General features: G+C 71.7%; 15 protein-coding genes and 4 pseudogenes. 4 read left to right on the top strand and 15 right to left on the bottom strand.

Annotation, left to right across the window (positions count from 1 at the left end; all coding sequences use genetic code 11):
• From ABD353_RS36115 to ABD353_RS36070, 10 genes and pseudogenes are all read right to left on the bottom strand, one after another.
• On the bottom strand, positions 1-2,634 hold a 2,634-nt coding region (locus ABD353_RS36115; protein WP_344627947.1), incomplete at its 3' end, for an ATP-binding protein.
• Positions 2,635-2,778: 144 nt separating this feature from the next.
• Positions 2,779-4,398 (bottom strand): glycerophosphodiester phosphodiesterase family protein, encoded by a 1,620-nt coding sequence (locus tag ABD353_RS36110; protein ID WP_344627946.1) that lies wholly within the window; start codon positions 4,396-4,398, stop codon positions 2,779-2,781.
• Positions 4,395-4,727 carry a hypothetical protein gene (locus tag ABD353_RS36105; protein ID WP_344627945.1) on the bottom strand — a complete coding sequence of 111 codons (333 nt, stop codon included), beginning with the start codon at positions 4,725-4,727 and terminating at the stop codon, positions 4,395-4,397. Before ABD353_RS36105 ends, ABD353_RS36110 begins: the two co-directional genes overlap by 4 nt.
• 45 nt (positions 4,728-4,772) lie before the next feature.
• Positions 4,773-6,080, bottom strand: coding sequence for a hypothetical protein (locus ABD353_RS36100; protein ID WP_344627944.1), 1,308 nt, complete (start codon positions 6,078-6,080; stop codon positions 4,773-4,775).
• Complete coding sequence (locus tag ABD353_RS36095; protein ID WP_344627943.1) at positions 6,073-7,284, bottom strand: hypothetical protein; 1,212 nt, start codon at positions 7,282-7,284, stop codon at positions 6,073-6,075. Before ABD353_RS36095 ends, ABD353_RS36100 begins: the two co-directional genes overlap by 8 nt.
• Before the next feature lie 71 nt (positions 7,285-7,355).
• Positions 7,356-9,026, bottom strand: coding sequence for a GMC oxidoreductase (locus ABD353_RS36090; protein ID WP_344627942.1), 1,671 nt, complete (start codon positions 9,024-9,026; stop codon positions 7,356-7,358).
• Positions 9,023-9,547: a gluconate 2-dehydrogenase subunit 3 family protein gene (locus tag ABD353_RS36085; protein ID WP_344627941.1), complete on the bottom strand. Its 525-nt coding sequence runs from the start codon at positions 9,545-9,547 to the stop codon at positions 9,023-9,025. Before ABD353_RS36085 ends, ABD353_RS36090 begins: the two co-directional genes overlap by 4 nt.
• Before the next feature lie 2 nt (positions 9,548-9,549).
• Positions 9,550-10,671, bottom strand: a complete 1,122-nt coding sequence (locus tag ABD353_RS36080) for an HAD-IA family hydrolase (RefSeq protein WP_344627940.1) — start codon at positions 10,669-10,671, stop codon at positions 9,550-9,552.
• Between the two features lie 573 nt (positions 10,672-11,244).
• A complete protein-coding gene (locus tag ABD353_RS36075; RefSeq protein ID WP_344627939.1) occupies positions 11,245-11,526 on the bottom strand; it encodes a roadblock/LC7 domain-containing protein in 282 nt (93 codons plus the stop codon).
• Positions 11,527-11,629: 103 nt separating this feature from the next.
• Positions 11,630-11,834: pseudogene (locus ABD353_RS36070) on the bottom strand (hypothetical protein); the annotation flags it as partial.
• Between the two features lie 68 nt (positions 11,835-11,902).
• On the opposite strand from ABD353_RS36070, the pseudogene ABD353_RS36065 reads away from it, so the two are divergent.
• Positions 11,903-12,025: pseudogene (locus tag ABD353_RS36065) on the top strand (transposase); the annotation flags it as partial.
• A 79-nt stretch (positions 12,026-12,104) separates the two neighbouring features.
• On the opposite strand, the gene ABD353_RS36060 reads toward ABD353_RS36065, so the two are convergent.
• Entirely contained in the window at positions 12,105-13,346 is a 1,242-nt protein-coding gene (locus ABD353_RS36060) for an IS701 family transposase (RefSeq protein ID WP_344627938.1), read from the bottom strand.
• A 169-nt stretch (positions 13,347-13,515) separates the two neighbouring features.
• Positions 13,516-13,866: a DoxX family protein gene (locus tag ABD353_RS36055; RefSeq protein WP_344627937.1), complete on the bottom strand. Its 351-nt coding sequence runs from the start codon at positions 13,864-13,866 to the stop codon at positions 13,516-13,518.
• A gap of 96 nt (positions 13,867-13,962) precedes the next feature.
• Here ABD353_RS36055 and ABD353_RS36050 point away from each other — a divergent pair, with 96 nt between their 5' ends.
• Positions 13,963-14,394, top strand: a complete 432-nt coding sequence (locus ABD353_RS36050; RefSeq protein ID WP_057606767.1) for a winged helix-turn-helix transcriptional regulator — start codon at positions 13,963-13,965, stop codon at positions 14,392-14,394.
• Between the two features lie 363 nt (positions 14,395-14,757).
• Here ABD353_RS36050 and ABD353_RS36045 read toward each other — a convergent pair.
• A pseudogene (locus ABD353_RS36045) lies at positions 14,758-15,264 on the bottom strand (IS3 family transposase); the annotation flags it as partial.
• Positions 15,265-15,422: 158 nt separating this feature from the next.
• On the opposite strand from ABD353_RS36045, the gene ABD353_RS36040 reads away from it, so the two are divergent.
• On the top strand, positions 15,423-15,839 hold the full coding sequence (locus tag ABD353_RS36040; RefSeq protein ID WP_344627936.1) for a hypothetical protein: 417 nt from the start codon (positions 15,423-15,425) through the stop codon (positions 15,837-15,839).
• Here the strand turns inward: ABD353_RS36040 and ABD353_RS36035 are convergent.
• Positions 15,797-16,072, bottom strand: a pseudogene (locus ABD353_RS36035) (IS5 family transposase); the annotation flags it as partial. The gene ABD353_RS36040 and the pseudogene ABD353_RS36035 sit on opposite strands and share 43 nt — an antisense overlap.
• Before the next feature lie 146 nt (positions 16,073-16,218).
• On the opposite strand from ABD353_RS36035, the gene ABD353_RS36030 reads away from it, so the two are divergent.
• On the top strand, positions 16,219-16,545 hold the full coding sequence (locus ABD353_RS36030; RefSeq protein ID WP_344627934.1) for a hypothetical protein: 327 nt from the start codon (positions 16,219-16,221) through the stop codon (positions 16,543-16,545).
• Between the two features lie 30 nt (positions 16,546-16,575).
• Here the strand turns inward: ABD353_RS36030 and ABD353_RS36025 are convergent.
• A partial coding sequence (locus ABD353_RS36025; protein WP_344627933.1) for an IS3 family transposase occupies positions 16,576-17,426 on the bottom strand: 851 nt, incomplete at its 5' end.

Below are 17,426 nucleotides of genomic sequence, written 5' to 3'. Positions count from 1 at the left end.
CGTGCCGACGCCCGCCGCCGCCGCTCCGGGCTCGGTGCCCGCCGCGAGCCGCGCGGCACGGTCGGCCCAGCAGCGGGCGGCGCGGGGCCGGCCGCGCAGGGCTTCGGCCCGCGCCGCCGCCTCGCAGCACATGAGGCGGCTGCACGGGTCGAGGACGGTCTCGTCCTCGGTGCCGCAGATGATCGCGGCCTCGGCGGTGCCCGGGTCGACCCGTCCGGCGTCGAGCAGGGCGACCGCGTACACGGCGTGCGCGAAGGTTCCCGCCCACTCGCCGTCGTGTCCGGCCGCGGCGACGGCTTCCTCGGCCTTGCGCAGTGCCCGGGCGGGCTCGCCGATCCAGCCGGTGAGCATCGACTGTGCGGACAGGCCCAGGACCAGGGGCTGGCGGCAGCCCAGGAAGCGGGAGATCTCCACACCCTCCTCGGCCGCGGCGAGGCCCGCTTCGGGCCGGCCGAGCCGGCCGAGGTTCCACGCCTGCCCGGCGAGCAGGGTGGTCTCGATGTAGCTCTGCCCGGTGGCCCGGGCCAGGTCCAGCGCGCGCTGGAAGTGCGGTGCGGCGACCGGCCCCCGATCGGCGATCAGTTCCGCCCAGCACAGCCACGCGAACGAGTCGAGCCAGGGCACGAGGTCGACGTCGGCGGTGGCGTCGACGAGCGCGGCCGCGCGGCGGCTCTGGCGGGTCGCGGTGGCGTAGCGCCCCTGGGCGTAGGCGGCCATGGGGCGCATCGCCGCGACCGCCGCGATCAGGCCCGGGGCCGCGGCGGACGCGGGGTCGGCCAGCACGGAGTCGAGCACGCGGCTCGCCTCCGTGTGCTCGCCGCGCAGCATGTTCTCGGCGGCGAGCCGCAGCCACAGCGGCAGTTGAGCAGCCACGAAGCGGCCACCGGCGCGTTCGAGTTCGGCGAGCACGACGGCACGGCTCCGCGTGGTGCGGCCGAGGAGCCGCTCCATCATCGTGACCAGCCGGACGAGGGGGGCCCGGGCCGCCAGGTCGTCCTGGGGCAGCAGTTCGAGGACGCGCAGCGCCGTGTCGCGTCCCGCCTGCAGACGCCCGCTCACGCTCTGCGCGCGGGCCAGGTCGGTGAGCAGCCCGACCGTCTCCGGGACGTCCTCGAGCAGCAGCCGCAGGGCCGCCCGGAGCCAGTGCGCGGCGGTCGCCGGCGCCCGGTCGGCGACGCTGCGGGCGGCCTCGGCGAGCACCGCCGCGGCTGCCCGGTCGCCGAAGGCCGCCGACCGGGCGAGGTGGTAGGCGCGGGCGGTCGCCGGGGCGCCCATGCCGGCGAGGTGTGCCGCGGTCGCGGCGTGGGCCTCGATCCGCCAGCCGGCCGGGGCGCAGGAGTAGGCGACGTGCCGGACCAGGGGGTGCCGGAAACCGAACCGGCCCGTACCGGCAGCCGCGCGGACCACGTCGCGCGCGGCGAGCTCGTCCAGGGCGTCGAGGGTGCGGACGCGGGAGATGCGCGCGGCGACGGCGACCTGGCCGGGGTCGAAATCGTCGCCGACGACGGCCGCCGCGCGGGCGACGAGCAGGGCGTCGGCGGGCAGGGCGTCGAGTTCGGCCGCGAGAGCCATCCGAACGGGCGAGGGCACGGCAGGCGGGCCGGAGTGCTCGGGGTCGGGGTCGGAATCAGGGTCGGGGTCGGGATCGGGGTCGGAGCCGCCGGTCCCGGGGCCGCCGCGGACGAGGGCTTCCAGGTAGAAGGGGTTGCCCCGGCTGGCGGCGTGAAGCCTGCGGGACCGCGCCGGACACGGCAACGGCCCCTGGACGTCGCCCCCGCCGAAGACGCCGACGACACCCGCCTCGGCCGTCGCGGTCCGATCGCCGGAGACGCCCGGTGCGAGGACGGTCAGGAACTCCTCGACCTCGCGGGCGTCGAAGGGCCGGACGGCGATCCGGTGGAGGCGTACGGGGCCCCGGCCGGTGCCCGGGCCCGACGTGCGCGAGGTGCCGGCGTGCTGGAGCGCGGCCGCGAGCCGGGGCGGGACCTGTGCGGTGCGGTAGGCCATGGCGATCAGGACGCGTCCGCACGGCGGGTGGCGCAGCAGGTGGTCGACGAGTTCGACCGACGCCTCGTCGGCCCAGTGCACGTCGTCGAGGACGACGAGCAGCCCGGACGGTGCGGCCAGCACGTCGAGCAGGTCTCGTACGGCACTGAATCCCCGGTACCGGTCGGCGGCCACCGGGTCCACCCCCGGCACCGCGCGGGCGGTGGCTTCGAGGGCGGGGAAGATCGCGGCGAGCCGGTCGAGGACCGGTCCGGGAAGCTTGCCGCGCAGCCGGGTCGCGTGGGTCCGCAGGTGGTCGTCGAGGGCGTCCACCACGACCGCGAGCGGTACCTCGTGCTGGAACTCGGCGGCCCTGCCGGAGAGCACCGCGAGGCCGCGGGCCCGGGCCGAGGTCTCGAGTTCGCCGAGCAGCCGGGTCTTGCCGATGCCGGGTTCGCCGAGGATCTCGACGAACCCGGGGACGCCCCGGGTGGTGGCCTCGACGGCGCGGGCCAGCACACGCAGCGGTTCGTCGCGGCCGATGAGCGGGCGGACGTCCGGAGGGGAGGGATCGCCCGTGTCGGCCGGTGCCCGGCCGGGTGCGTCCTCCGGCGTCGGCTGCTCCGGTGCTGCGTCGGGCGCTGGCATGGCTGCTCCTCCGAGGACGCGTGCGACTGCGCGCGGACGATGCCATCCATGATCGACGGGTGTACGGCCCGGTGCATCGGCCGGACGGGTGGCATCCGCCGGCTGCGCCGGTTCCACCTGCTCGGGAACCGGCCTGCGGCGCGCTCAGAAGTAGCAGGTGATCCGCAGGTCCCGGAAGACGAACTCGTTGGCGGGTATCGGCATGTAGCGCGTCGGGTCGGCCGGGTCCTCCTGGCGCCACCGCTTCCCGGAGCACCGCAGGTGCACGGTCTCGTTCATCGAGTCGTTGCGCACCGTTCCGACGCACACCCAGTCGTGGGCGTCGACGTCGTTGCGGGTGTACGCGGCGAAGTAGGCGCCGCGCCGCTCCAGCCGCAGCCGGGCCGCGAGCACACGGCCGTCGCCGACGGGCGGCCCGTACTGGTTGGTGTCGTACAGCGTGCCCAGGTTCCAGTTGATCCGGTAGCCGTCGTCCTCGTCGTGTTCGGCGCCGACGAACGGCGGGGCGCCGTGGGGGTCGTAGAAGGCGTCCTTGTCGCGGAAGGAACGCGGGAACCGCGGCGAGCCGTCCTCGTCGTACGGCGGGTGGTGCGTGCCGGGGTCGGCGTTGACCACCGCCATCTCGCACATGGTGGCCTGGGCCGCCACGGCCGAGTCGATCCGCACCTCGGCGGCGAAGTCCCCGCGCAGACCGTGGATCACGCCGATGCCGCCGCCGCTGTAGAACGGCCAGTCGCCGAGGGCGTACCAGGTGCGCTCCTCCAGCTCGGCGAGGCGGCGCTCGACCGGGTCGGCGGGCAGGGGCGGCTGCGGGTCGCCCGGGTACGGGGTGATGCGGACGTGGATGCCGTCGTCCTGGAAGACGTGGCAGTGGGGATTGGCCTTGGCGTAGCCGAGTGCGAAGCGGCTGGTGTCGGTGTGGGTCCCGGCGAACGTCTCGTCGAGCCGGCGGGTGCCGGGGCGGAGGGCTCGGGCGGTGTCGAAGGTGGAGTCGGTCCCGACGGCCCACGCGTACGGCTGTGCGGCGGCGAGCGCGTGGTCGTCGGGGCCCGGCTCGGTACGGGGCAGGACGAGCACGCCGAGCCGTACGTCTCCCGAGCGTTCGGCCGCGTCGAGCCGGAGGGCGAGGCCGGTGGGCCGGCCGTCGGGGCCGATCAGGTCGTCGAGGCCGGCCAGGACCAGGTCGAGGGCCCCGTCCTGGAGGACCGTGCCGAGCAGGCCCGGGTCGGGGCTGACGGCGGGGCCGTCCAGCGCGGGTCCGGTCAGCGCGGTGCCCACGCGGGCGTCGAGCTTGCGGGCGTGGCGCAGCAGTTCGGGGTCGGAGGCGGCGACGACGAGGCGGGTGGTGGCGGTGCGGCGGGTGAAGATCTCCACCACGGCGGCGACGGTGTCCGCGCCGCCGGTGCTCACCCGCACCACGTAGGTGACTTCGTCGGGCAGGGCGTCGAGGAGGTCGTCGAGCGCTTCGATGCGGACGGGCGCGTGGCCCGGGGGCCGGTAGTGGAAGTCCGGGGAGCCGCGCGGCTTGAAGGTCGCGCCCAGGTCGAGCGCGCGGAGCCGGGTGAGGGTGAGTTCGCCGACGGAGGCCGTCGAGTCGGCCTGGCGGGGCAGGCCCCGGTCGGAGCCGGGGACGACGCGTCCGTCGGCGGTCACGGCGACGTCGAAGACGAGGACGTCGGCACCCTGGACGTAGGCGGACGTCAGCGCGGTGCGGGTGTGGGGCGGGGCGTGCAGGGCGTTGCCGCCGATCGCGGCGATCCTCATGGTGTCGTCAACTCCTCTTCGCTGGTCGGGCCGGCGGCGCACACCGCGTACCCCTGCGGGGGGAAGGGCGTGTTCTGCGCGAGCACCTTGGTCGTGCAGGTGTCGGGTGCCGGGTTGCCGATCCGGACGGCTTCGACCGTGTCGGCGCGGTCGAACGGGAGACCGGTGGGTTGCGCCCCGGGGGTCTCGGTGAGGACGACCCCCCGGTAGCGGTGCGCCCCGCTCCCGGGGATCGTCCCGATGCGCTCGGCCTCTCGGCCGGTGTCGAAGTGGACGGCGATGCGGTACTGCCTGTCGGGTGTCCCCTCGGGGTCGGCTCCGCCGGACATCGTGGTCTCGCTTTCGGAGGAGGGCGCCGGTGGGGTGTCGCGGCGTCAGTCCTCCCGGTCGTCGGTGTGCGCCCAGACCTCGGCAACGGGTGCGGCCCGTTCGGTGATGCCGTCGAGCAGTCGCAGCTGGGTGCGTTTCTCCGCCCCGGCGGGTGCCGGTCCGTCGGCGAGCAGGGCGGGGCCGCCTCCCGGCAGCGGCGTGAGCACGTCGGCGTACGGGCACGGGCCGATGTCGAGCAGGGGGCAGAAGGCGCACGAGCCGCGGGGGCGCGTCAGGTGCCCGATGCGTTCGTCGTGGCCCAGCCGGCCGGAGCGGGCCTCGTGCAGGAGTTGTTCCACGAGCAGCGGCCGGGCCTGCGCGTAGTCCTCGGGGTGCCCGGTGGGGTGCGGGGCGAACAGCACCCGGGCGTCGAGTTCCCCGCCGTCGTCGGTGGTGCCGTAGGTGAGCCGGATCGTGGTCGCCATCAGCTGTGCCACGGGGGTGTCCGGGGCGGGTACGGGGGTCAGGCGGTCGCCGAGTTCGCCGGTGAACGCGTTGGCGGTGCTCTGCCCGAGCACGAGGACGACGGCCGGCAGCGACTGGAACATCTGGCGCAGCAGGTGGCGGCGGGTGCGGAAGCACTCGCCGACGATCCCGACGCGCTGGTCGTCGGTCATCGGTGGAAGGGCGGGCTCGTGCGGGTCGGGCCGGGTGGTCCACTTGGCCGAGGCGCAGGCGACCATGTTGCCGTACGACAGGTCCTCGCCGACGGTGAGCGTGCCCGGGTCGAGGCCCAGTTCGGTGCCGAGGGCGTCCAGCAGTTCCTGGTAGGCGAGGTACATGCGCTGCGGCTGTTCGCGGACCTCGATCTCGCGGCGGCCCTGCGCGTCCTCGGGGACGGTGAGCGGGACCCCCGCCAGGGGGGTGTCGTCGGGCCCGCCGCCGAAGGCGCGGTACGCGTCGTCGGGCAGCTCGGGCTTGAACACCCCCCGGTGGCGGAAGTAGTGCGCGTACTGGCGCACGGAGTCGAAGTCGGGGGTGAGCGAGCCGTGGCCGTCGGGCCACCAGCCCGGGAGGTTGGGGTTGATGCCGACGGCGAGGATCGGGGCCTTGCGGCAGCCGGACAGCGGTTCCGGCAGCGGGGTCATCCGGCCGGTGTAGTGCGAGGGTTGCACGATCGAGGCGTCCGGTGGCGGCCCGTCGGCGTCGTAGTCGTAGTCGTAGGCGTGGTAGGTGCCCCACGAGCGGAAGTAGGCGCACGGGTGGGCTCCGGGGCCGGCGTGCTGCGAGGTGCGCAGCGCGTTGCACGGCATGAGCTCGAACAGCAGCTCGACCTCGACGGGGAGCCGGGTGCCGGCCGGTGGGTCAGGCATCGTCGGGGCCCGCCTCGGAGAGTCCTGCGAGCAGGCCCCACGTGGTGAGCGCACCGCAGACGCTGGTCCAGTAGCCGTACGACTCGTAGTAGGCCACCGCCCACATGGTCTGCTGGTTGAGGCGGAACTCGCGGCTGGGGAGTCCGCCGTTGATCTGGGGGTCGGACATGTTGCGGACCACCACCCAGCGGGGCACGTGGTCGGAGCCCGCGGCGGTGAGGCCGGCGCAGGCCAGACCGAGCGCCGCGTCGCCCATCTCGACGGCCGCTCCCTCGTGTTCCAGGCCGTTCGTGGACGTGCCGAACTCGAAGTAGTCGGTGGTCAGGATCGGGTGGAACTCGGGCATGTCCCGCGCGTCCTGCTCGATGCGGACGGCCGGGTCGTTGTCGGGCGGTACGATCAGCGGCCCGTCGAAGGGGAACCGGGTGGACGGCGGGCCCAGCGGCGGCTCCTTGAGCCGGTCGCCGAAGCCGCGCATCAGCTTCTGCGCGTCCTCGATCCGGCCCAGCGGGAGGGTCCAGTCGGACCGGAAGGTCTGGTTGTTGAATGCCTCGTTGCGGAACTCCTTCCGGCAGCGGAACTTCGCCGCGCGGGTGACCACCACGTCGCCCAGGGGGAAGCTGCCGAAGACGCTGCCGGAGGTGCCGATGGTGGCGATCACCCGCGGCCGGACCTCCTCGATGATCTGCTCGAAGAAGTCCTTCACGGGCAGGGTGGCAGTGCCCTCGCCGGTCTTGAGACCGTCCTGGTTGAGGTGGAGTTCGGACTTCACGCACAGCACGTCCAGGTCGCCGAGCCTGACGGGGAAGTACGAGCCCAGGCGTGGCGGGCGGGCGGCGAGCGAGGGCGCTCCGGCTCTGATCAGCGGCCGGTAGTGCTCCTCGAAGCGGCGGGTGTACCGGTACCAGCGCTGCCGCCCGAAGCCCGGGGTGAAGACGTCGGCGAGGGCGTCCTGTTCGGCGACGGTCCAGGTGATCACGACGACGTCGGCCCGGGGCAGCGCGTCGTCGGGCGACGGCTCGACGCCGAGTGGCCGTGGGACGGGTGCGAGCCCGTCGGGGAAGGCGATCCCGAGGTCGGCGGCGGCGAGGGCGTGGCCTGCCGGCGCCGCGGCAGGCTCGGGCGACAGTTCGAGGTCGGCCGGGGTGATCCCGGCGGACAGCAGGGCGCGGGCGATGTCGACCCGCTCGTCGAGGGAGTCCATGGTTCTGCCTTTCGGATCGTTCCCGGCCGGCCCGTCGCCGGTGTGCCGGTTCCGCGCCGTGGGCGGACGCCTCAGCCGGGGTCCGGGAGTTGCTCGCACACCCGGTAGGCGTTGGCGAGGAGGGTCAGGGTGGGGTTCGAGGCGCCGGCGGTCGGCATGAACGCGCAGTCGAGGACGTAGAGTCCGGAGACGGTGTGCGACTGGCAGTTCTCGTCGAGCACCGCGGCGTCGGGATCGGTGCCGGCGCGCAGCGTGCCCTGCACGTGTCCGTAGCCGGGGTTCTCCGCGCCGGGGACGTCGTAGCCGCGCAGCTCACCGCCCGCGTCCTGCATCACCTGCACCACGCGGTCGATGGCGTAGCGGGCCGCGGCCAGGTCGTAGGCGTGGTGCCGGTACCAGATCCGGGCCGCGGGCATGCCCCACGGGTCGGTGACGTCGGGGTCGAGTTCGACCCGGTTGTCGTACAGGGAGAGCGCCTCGCCGGTGAAGGAGAAGGAGACGCCGCCCTGGTGACGCAGTTCCTCGAGGTAGGTGTACAGGTCCTCGCCCCACAGGCCGCCGCGGCCGGGTCCGAGCGCGGCGCCCTTGGCGAGCCTGACCGGCGGCACGCACGTGTACGGGTCGTACACGGAGAACTTGCCGGCCTTGGTGACCGGGGTGGCGGGGTCGTCGACCACGTACAGGTCGCGCAGTTGCAGGGAGCCGATCGCGGTGGAGGGCTGCTGGGCGCCGTTGCCGGTCCACACGGGCTGGAGCGGCAGGGTGACTTCGGCGCTTCCGTGGGTGTGGTAGGTCAGGTAGCGGCCGATCATCCGGTTGGGGTCGGGCACCTGCGACACGAGGAACAGTCGCGCCGACTCGATGGTCTGGACGGACACGATCACCTGGGAGGCGCCCAGGAACCGTTCGGGTCCGCCGGGTTCGGTGCGGTACATCACGCCGCGCACCCGCCCGCCCTCGTGGACGAGCCGGGTCACGCAGTGCCCGGTCAGCAGGTCGCACCGGCCGGTGGCCAGGGCGCGCTGGAGCACCGTGTTCAGCGCCGAGGCCCGTGAGTTGAGACCGCAGCCGAAGAACTGGTTGAAGCCGCAGAACGAGCAGGCCGGACGGCCGTCGTTCACGCGGGAGTTGATCGCCCGGGGGCCGAGGTAGGGCTGCATCCCGGCGCGGCCGAACACCTCGGTCAGGAACGGCACGGCCGCGTGCGGGCGCAACGGCGGCATGGCGTAGTCGTAGCCGGCCCGTATCGGCTCCTGGGCCGGGGACTGCCGGGCCCGCCCGGAGACGCCCCACTCGTACTCGGCCCGCTCGAACCAGGGTTCGAACTCGCGATAGCTCCACGGCCAGTCCACCATGTCCGCCTCGGGCGGCACGTCGCGCAGGTGGTCGAGGACGCGGAAGTCCTCCTCGGTGTAGCGGGGCACGTTGGCGTCCCACACGTTCGTCGCGCCGCCGACCATGTTGACGTTCCACCAGCGCTCGACCGGGGTGGGGCGGTCCTGGTCGGGTCCGGCCATGTAGATGTTGGGGTCGGTGTCGCGGTGCGGGATGAGCGTCTTGTGCGTGTGGAAGTGGAGTTCGTCGTAGGGCAGGAAGTCGTCGGCGACCGGGAGCGGGCCCTTCTCCAGCACGGCGACCCGGCGTCCTCGCGAGGTGAGCACGCGGGCCGCGGTGCCGCCGCCCGCGCCGGCGCCCACGACGATCGTGTCGTACCGGCCGGGTGCGGTCGTCGTCGCGGTCATGACTCCTCCCCGGGCCGGTCTGCGGTCGTGGTGGCGGGACCGGTGAAGGGTTCGGCCGGCGTGGGGTAGCCGTACCAGCGCCAGATCACCGCTTCGCGGTTGCCGCCCCAGCGGGGGTCGCCGAAGCAGCCCTCGATGCAGTGGGCCCGCAGCAGGGCGAATGCGGCCGGCTGGGCGGGCGCGGCCTGGGGCCAGGCGGGCAGGGCCCCCGCTGCCAGGTCGCGCAGCAGCGCGGTGGCCTCGGCGCGGTCGAGTTCGGCGACGCCGTGTCCGCCGTGCGCCTGTTGCGCGGCGGTGTCGAGAGCGGCGAGCAGCACCGGGTAGGCCAGGCGCCACGCCGGAATCTCGGGATGCGTCTCGGGGCCCATGGCCAGGAGCCGGTCGACGTATTCGGCGGCGTCCGCATCGGCCGCGCCGGGTCGTCGGGGTCCGCCGGGCAGGACCGCGTCGAAGAGCACCTCCACGGCGCGCCGCTGGTCCTTGTCGAAGAAGCCGGTGCCGGGTGTTCGCAGGAGCCACATGATCAGGCCTTTCCGGCGGTCAGGGGCACCCCGTCCGCGCTGTCCGCGACGCCCGCGCCGTCGAGCGCCTCCTCCGCCGCGCCGACGATCGCCGCGTAGGGGCCGATGTCCGGCGGGCCGGTGCGGCGGACGACGGAGAGCACGGTCGCGTCGTCCGCGTCGGTGAAGTGGCGGCCCAGTTCCGGGTACAACTCGTCGTCCTCGCGTGCCGCATGCGCCCGGAAGAGCAGGACGAAGCCCTCCGTGCAGCGGCGGAAGTCGGAGATCGCGTGGGACGCGTCGCGGGGGTCGCCGTTCTGCATCCGCTGCCAGGCGACACGGATCGCCTCCCCGTAGGCGCGGACCTGGTCGTGCTGGTCGAACATCCAGCGGGCGCGGTCCGACGGCATGCCGCGTGCGACGGCCAGCGGCACGATCGCCTCCTCGGCCTTCATGTGCGCCCGGTCCACGAAGTCGGTGAGCGCGTACACGAGCATCCCCATCGCGGTGCGCACCCCCGGCGGGAGGTCCTGTGGCCGGTGCACCGGGTCGAGCGCCTGCACGATGCGGCTTCCGCACACGAGGAGGCGTTCGCCGAGCAGGTGCTCCTGTTCGAGGAACTCCTCGAAGGCACGGCCGCTGTTGCGGACCGACTCCCCCTGCCGGGTGATCACCGCGGGCTGGAACTCCTTGCCGGGCGGCGACGGCTTGAGCACGCCCCGCATGCCGGCCGCCTGGGCGGCGAGGACTTCGACGAGGTTCTCCCCGACGAACAGGCACCGCTCGATCGGCACCCCCATCTGATCGGCCGCGAAGCGGAAGATGGCGGGATCGGGCTTGTTCAGCTTGGCCTCGTGGTTGATCACGATGCCGTGCGGGTCCAGGACGTCGGCGAGGTGGACGACGCTGCCGTCGTTCTCGGTGACGACGGCCTCGGCGATCATCCGGTGTCCCTGCTCGGCGCTGACCTCCGCGGGCAGGTTGGTGATCACGCCGACACGCAGCCCCACCGGGTCCCGCACGGCGTGGAGCAGGATCTCGGTGCTGGGCCGGTACAGCGCGAGATGACCGGGCCGGTCGACGTCGCCGAGGGTGTCGCGCAGGTCGAAGAAGACCGCGTCGCAGTCGACGGTGGTGCCGGGCATGGGACACCCCTTCCGTGGACGTGTACGAGCCGCACGGACGCGACGTCACGGGGCTCGTCGCGGGGCTCGCCGGGCGGTCGTGGACCGCACCACCAGCAGACCGGTCCGCGGGCCGCACGGCATCGTGGAAAACCCTGATTCCGGTACGTGATCGTCCGGTGACGAGCACCTACCGGGTACGACGGAGCCGTCACGCCCTCGTCGCCCCGCCGGCCCGGGACGGGCGGCGGCCCCGGCGGGCCCGGCGGGCCGGCTGCGGAGGCCCCCACGGGCGGGGCGTCGCCCGAGCGGTCCGACCGTCCTGCCACAACCGGTGCCACCGGCAGTTCGGCTTCGAGCCCGCCCGCAGACGTCGTGCCACGTCCGACGGCCCGGTTCCCTGCCCGCACCCGCACTGTCTCCCCGGTGCAGTCCTCCCTGTGCGGACATCGCACGGTCACCTCGGAGGAAGCCTCAGCGACGGAGTCCTCGGGCAGGCGGCGCCTCCAGGCGGGCGGAGTCTTCGGGCAGGCGGAGTCTTCGGGCAGGCGGCAAACCGTCCCGAACCTGCACGTCAGCGAGGTGAACGTCCACTCAGAACGCGGGGGCCATCCGGAGCAGCTCGCTCGGTCTGCGGATCGAGGCCGGTGATTCACGGTGCAGCCCGGCGATGTCCGGGCCCTCGTCGCCCAGGATCATCAGCAGCGCCCGCTCGCTGACAACCAGCACCACGACGTAGCCGCCGGTGCAACGGGTGACCACGTCGCGCAGGCCGCCCAGACCGGCCTCGGCCGCGGTGCGCCGGCCGAGGCCGAGCATCACGGCCGACAGGGCGGCGGCCGACTCGGGGTGGGCGGCCACGGTGTCGGCGGCCACCAGCAGGCCGTCGGCGGTCGAGATGACGCTCTCGGAGATCCCATGACTCGTTCACGGAGGGACTTCAACTCGTCGACGAGGGTTTCGGACGACGTCTGGCTGCTCATGGTGCACTCTTCTCGGCCTGTTCGGCCTGTTCGGTCTGTTCTGCGGGGTGTGCGTTCGGCGGCTCTCGGCACAGGTAGGCGTGCAGCGCGCGGTCTCGACCGGGTGGTTCGGATGGTTGGAGTTGACGAGTGTGAACTGCCGCAGTGGTCCGAAGTGCGCCTCGATCGTGTGTTGGCCCAGGAGGCGCTGGTCGGGGTGAAGTGAGCTTTGCCCCGCGACGTGGACACCCTGACACTTGGATCTTGTCGATCCAGGAAGGGAAGTCCAGGTGGGACGTCCGTCGAAGTACTCGGACGAGTTCCGTCGTGATGCCGTCGCGCTGTACCGGGCCGCGGAGGGCCGGCGCACGTTCGCGTCGGTCGCGAAGGAGATCGGGGTCAACCACGAGACTGAGGTAACCCCCGGAGTGTGGACACAGGGGTTTCATGCCGTGAGGGAGAGTTTAGTACTCCGGCTGTAGATCGTGATCTTCATGGTTGTTGGGTGGCTTGTCGCTGGTAGTGGCTGGTGCGCGAGCGTGCTTGGTGCTGGCGGCGCCATGCGGACCAGTGCAGGCGGTGGGCGAGGTCGCGGGCCGGTGCGAGCAGGGCTGCGAACAGTCTTTGGATCTCGTTGCAGGTCAGCGGGCTGAGCTCGGGGGTCGTGGTGGTCGTGGCCCGTTCGATGGCGGCTGTGACGGCGAGGAAAGCGTGCGCGAGCATGGCCAGGGTGGTCCAGCGGTGCCAGGAGACCCAGCGGCGGACCTGGCGCTCGTCCAGTCCGGCCGGGCTCTTCGCGGCTTGGAAGGTCTCCTCGACTGTCCAGCGGCGGCCGGCCACCTTGGCCAGTGCGGTCAGGGGGACGGGGCGGGGTGAGTGGCAGCGGTAGTAGGCGAGTTCGCCGGTGCGTCGGTTGCGTCGCACGAGCAGCCGCCGATGCCCCGAGGTGCCGCTCGGGCTGGTGATCTCGACCTGGGCCCAGTCATAGAAGCGGTGGCCCTTGGCTCCGGCTCCCGCCGACAGCCGCTGCCAGGCTTTCTTCGGCAGGCCGTGGGCCAGCACGCCAGCCGGGAAGATGCCCGCGTGGGTGGGGACGGGCCGTTTGCGCGAGATGGCCAGGACGTAGCCGATCTGACGCTGTTCCAGGTCGGTGCTCAGGTGCGGGTCGCCGCCGTCGACCTCATCACCGGTGACCCACCTGGCCCGGACTCCGGCGTCCAGGGCCTGGGCGATCATCTCGGTGGCCAGGGCGGGCTTGGTCGCGAACCTCAGGTCGTCGGGGATGCCGACCGAGCGGCACCGCTGCGGGTCCTGGGTCCAGGACCGTGGGATGTAGAGGCGGCGGTCGATGGCGGCGTGCCCGGCCGCACTCGCGTAGACGAGGTAGACCGCGACCTGGGAGTTCTCGATCCGGCCCGCGGTTCCGGTGTACTGGCGCTGGACCCCGACGCTCGCGGTGCCCTTCTTCAGGTCCCCGGTCTCGTCGACGACCAGTACGGCGTCCTCGTCGCCGAGGTGCTCGACTACGAAGTCCCGTATGTCGTCACGCACTCGGTCGGCATCCCAGCGGGCCCGGCTGAGCAGGTGCTGCCTGCCGGGCCCGCTGGCGTTACCGGCGTGCTCGGCGATCGTCCAGCAGTTCTTCCTTGGCAGGTCCGCGAGCAGCCCCAGCACGAACGCCCTTGCTCGGCGGCGGGGTTCCACCCGGGCGAACCGGCCCGCCACCTTGCCCATCAGGCCCTCGAATACCGATTGCCACCGAGCAGGATCTACGCTGTGGCCCACGGCCACCGGCTGATCTTCGTTTGTCGACACAACTCACGATGATCAACGGTGGCCGTCCTCATCGGAGACCAACCTCACTCAGCACGATCAAGGCCAGCGTCAGACCGGCTGTCCGCTGTCAGAGGGTGGCAGCACGCAGCACGATCAGGGCGACGGAGGCCACAGTGAGGACCACCGCCGGAGACGCGCCCTTGCGGTCGCCGACGCGCAGGTGGAAGGCGACCGCCCCAGCGAAATAGAGCGTCAGGCCGATCGCGGCGGCGATTCCGACGGGTCCCCACCAGAGTCCGGCGATCACACCGGCCGCGCCCGCGATCTGAGCGCCGATCAGGAGAGCCATCATGCCCTGCGGCACTCCGAGGGTGGACATCTGCTCGGTGATGTGCCGCGTCCGCAGAGACTTGGCCCCGGCCGATACCAGGAGAAGCGCCGACATGAACACGGTGACGACGGCAAGGGAGACGAACATGGCTGAAACCTCAATCGTGCGAAAGGCGAGTAAGGGGGCGTGCGCACCTCGACGACGATAGGCGGCCAACAGGTACCTCCAGGTAACCTTCGGGGCATGAGCCTGCGACCCGGAATTGCCTTCCTCGCCGACTGTCCCGCTCTCCTGGCCATGGAGATCATCGCCAGCAAGTGGTCCATGGTCACGCTCTTCGCGCTGACCGACGGCCCGTTGCGCCACGGCGAGCTGGTCGAGCTGAGCGGTGGCATTTCACGCAAGGTACTGACCCAGACGTTGCGCCGGCTCCAAGCCAACGGGCTCGTCGAGCGGCACGCGTACGCCGAGGCGCCACCGCGCGTGGAGTACGGCCTGACCGATCTCGGGCGAACCCTGGAGGAACCCATCAGGATGCTCACCGCATGGGCGCGGGAGAACGGCGAGGCGGTCGTCACCTTCCGGGAAGCAGCCGAGGCGGCCAGGACCATCGAGGCGGACCAGGCGACCCCGGTGAAGACCCCTCATGTTGATGAGAACCCGAGCCGTTTCTGATCAATAGAAGAGGCTGGACCCGTAGACCCTGCCGTCGCCGGAGACTTGGCCATCCTCGTGATCGGGGCCCTCCTGCAAGAGGCCAACGACGACCGTCGCCTCAGGGTCAAGCCCCTGGTCCTGAAGGAGCTCCCGCAACCGAACCCAGAGGGCGCTCGTACCAGTCCGCAGATACTCGGTGCACTGGAGACGATGCTCGAAGCCATGAGCTCAGCCTTCCAGTCCGCCCGGCGCAGCGGCACGGATGAGGCCACCCATGATCGACGACGGGCGGCGGCAACGACAGGTCGCTCCGCAACAGTGATCAAGAACTACAGCTGGAGTATTAGCCGGGGCGTGGTCTCGCTGTTCGAACTCGAGTGGTCAGAGGTAACCGAGGGCGCTGTGGCGCCGGCGGGTGTTGTGGTAGGTGAGCCGGCGGAAGACCTCGAGCCTGATCCGGGCTGCTGTCGTGGTCGGCGTGCCGTGCAGGGACTCGCGTTTCAGGCTCTGCCAGAGGCTCTCGGCCGGGGCGTTGTCGTAGGACGAGGCGATGCGTCCCGTCGAGCTGCGAATGCCGTGACGGTCGCAGGCCTCCGCGAAGGCCGCTGACGTGTATGGGACCCGCGGTCCGCATGGAAGATCACTCCGGTGACGTCGCCGCCCCGGGCGGCAACCGCGGCCTGGAGCACGTTGATGACCAGCGAGGTCCGCATGTGGGTGGCCATCGACCGGCCCCACCACCCGGCGCGAGCGGATGTCGATCGCAGAAGCCGGGAAGAGCCAGGTGCCGGCGGCCCGGATGTAGGTGATGTCGCCGCACCGGCGTTCGTCCAGGCGCTCGGCGGTGAAGTCGCGCTCGATGAGGTCCGGCACCGGTGGAAGTGGCTTCGTTCACTTCTCAGGACAGCGTTTGTCGATGAGTTCGGACAGCGGCTGGTGATCACGCTACCCGCAGATGTTCACGAGTTTTGACAGCACCGTGTCTTCACCGGGTGCCGCTGTCCGTCTCGGAGCCCGCTGTCGGGGCCCGGCGCTAGGGTCGTGGTGTGAGTGACTACTACGACTTGTTCCTGGCTGTGGACCTGCGGCCGGATGTGCCCGAGCCCGTCCTTCAGGAGCTCCGGTGGCTCCTGGGGCAGGCCGAGATGCCGCCGGTGCTGCAGTCGGCTGACTGGGAGTCACACGGTGTCCCCTGGCGGGTCTTCGATGGTGGTGAGGCGAGTCATTCGTTCGATGGGGTGGACACCTGCGTCCTGGTCCGTGCCGTCAACAAGCCGAACCCGGATGGCAGTGTCCCTTGGGCTCTGACGGTCCGGACCTGCATCCACGAGGACGAATTCGGCGTGATGATGGAGGTCGTTGAATGGCTTCTTCGGCAGGCGACCACGGAGGGTTGGGTCGGATTCCTCCGCGACTCGGCTCACAGCCACTCGTTAATTGCGGCGACCAGCACGGTCGCGTGATAGCGGACAGCGAGCTTGTCATACCTCGTGGCGACCGCGCGGTGGCGCTTGAGCCTGTTGATCCCACACTCGACCGCGTGCCGCTGCTTGGAGTCGTCCTTGTCGAACTTAGGTGGGCGGCCGCCTGGGGAGCCGAGCCTCTGGCGGTTGCGGATCTGGTCCGCCTTCTCCGAGATGGTGCACTTCACGCCGCGTCGTCGCAGGTAGGCGCGGTTCGCGCGGGAGCCATACGCCTAATAGGCATCGAGGTCGGTGGTTGCCGGCCTCGATGCCTATTAGGTTCTGTCCGGCGGATCATGGTCAATCAATCAGGCACTGCCGCCGGTCTGGTTGGGGCTGTGAGGGATGCTAGAAGCCTGACTACGTAGGGAGGTCCCGGGTGGCGATACCGCCGTGGTGGGAAGAACTGATAGGCGTCAGCAACATCCTGGTGGATGCTGACCGTGCCGAGGTCGAGAGCTGGCGAGGTGTCGCCGGCGACTCCATTGCGGGTGACCAGGATGACGTTCCGCCACTGACGATTCGGCTGGGCACTTTGGGGAGCGTCTATGGCGAGCACGCGGCCGAGTTCACGGCGGAGCAGACCCAGCGGCTGTTCCGTCTCCTGGAGAAGATCCTGGTGGAGGGCGGTGATGACGAGAAGGATGCCGTGGCCACCGGCTTCTTCGAGGCACTGTTGAATGCTTGGGACAAGGGGCTCGACTGAGCCTTCCCCCGGGACGTGGACACCGGAGTTTCATGCGGCGAGGGTGATCCTACGGGACGCCGCTGTCTGATGTTCGAACTGGATCGGGCTGAGGTAGCCGAGCGTGGAGTGGCGGCGGCGGAGGTTGTAGAAGGAGATCCAGCGAAACACGTCCAGCCGCGCCTGATGCCGGCTGGCCCAGCGCGCGCCGTGCATCAACTCGCGTTTCAGCGAGGCGAAGAAGCTCTCCGCGGCGGCGTTGTCGTAGCTGGAGCCGACCTTCCCCATGCTCCGCCGGACGCCGTAACGCCGGCAGAGTCTCGCGAACTCGGCCGAGCCGTATTGCGAGCCCCTGTCCGAGTGAAAGATCACGCCTTCGACTCGGCCGCCGCGGGCGGCCACCGCGGCCTCCAGCGCGTCGGCCACCAGTTCCGTGCGCATGTGGTCGGCCAGCGACCAGCCCACCAGGCGGCGCGAGTGCAGGTCGATCACGGTCGCGAGATACATCCACGAACCGCCGACCGGCAGATACGTGATGTCGCCGACCCACCGGACATCGGGCCCGTCCGCGGTGAAGTTCCGACCGATCAGGTCCGGCACGGGTGGCGCGCTCCTGTCCTGGACGGTGGTGCGGCAGCGTTTTCGCAGGTGACGGCCCACGATGCCGTGCTCGCGCATCAGGCGGGCTATCCGCTTGCGGTTGACCACGCGGCCCCGGGCCCGCAGTTCCGCGTGCACCCTCGGCACCCCGTAAGCGCCCCGGGTCTCCCGGTGGACTTCGCGGATCTCGCCCACGAGCACGGCCTCGGCCGCCGCCCGATCGGCACGGGCCCGAGCCCCGGCCTGCCATGCGTAGTACCCGGAACGGGCGACGCCCAGGACCTCGCACAACCGCTGGACGC

Origin of the sequence: Kitasatospora arboriphila (assembly GCF_039528095.1) — a bacterium.
Classification (GTDB): domain Bacteria; phylum Actinomycetota; class Actinomycetes; order Streptomycetales; family Streptomycetaceae; genus Kitasatospora; species Kitasatospora arboriphila.
Note: the sequence above shows the minus strand (reverse complement) of the source record. Positions and strands in the feature narration are given on the sequence as shown.